The 256-nt window shown below is 68.8% G+C and carries 1 protein-coding gene; it reads right to left on the bottom strand.

All coding sequences use genetic code 11. The annotated features are described in order from the left end of the window. A partial coding sequence (locus SB724_RS20940; RefSeq protein ID WP_410572884.1) for a cyclase family protein occupies positions 1-256 on the bottom strand: 256 nt, incomplete at both ends.

The following is a 256-nucleotide window of genomic DNA, read 5'->3' as shown; positions in this document are numbered from 1 at the left end:
GCCTCCAGCCGTAGCCCGGCCTCGGACGCGGCCTTCACTGAGCCGTGGAGTTCCCCGCTGCAGGCGACGTGGCCGAGGGCATCGATGTGTGTGCCGACGTGGGTGCCCATCGTGAGCCGGTCGCTGCAGACCGAGAGCCCGTCGTCGCGTACGTCTTCCACGTGTGTGGCAGTTCTTTCGAGGCTGACGCCCGGGCTCCATCCGCTGCGCGGAACCGCGTCATCGAGCGGGCGGCCGAGTTCGATGATGCGGATAC

The sequence above is a fragment of the Bacillus sp. SIMBA_031 genome (genome assembly GCF_046535225.1).
GTDB classification, from domain to species: domain Bacteria; phylum Bacillota; class Bacilli; order Bacillales; family Bacillaceae; genus Bacillus; species Bacillus velezensis.
This window is presented reverse-complemented; position numbering and strand designations above follow the sequence as displayed.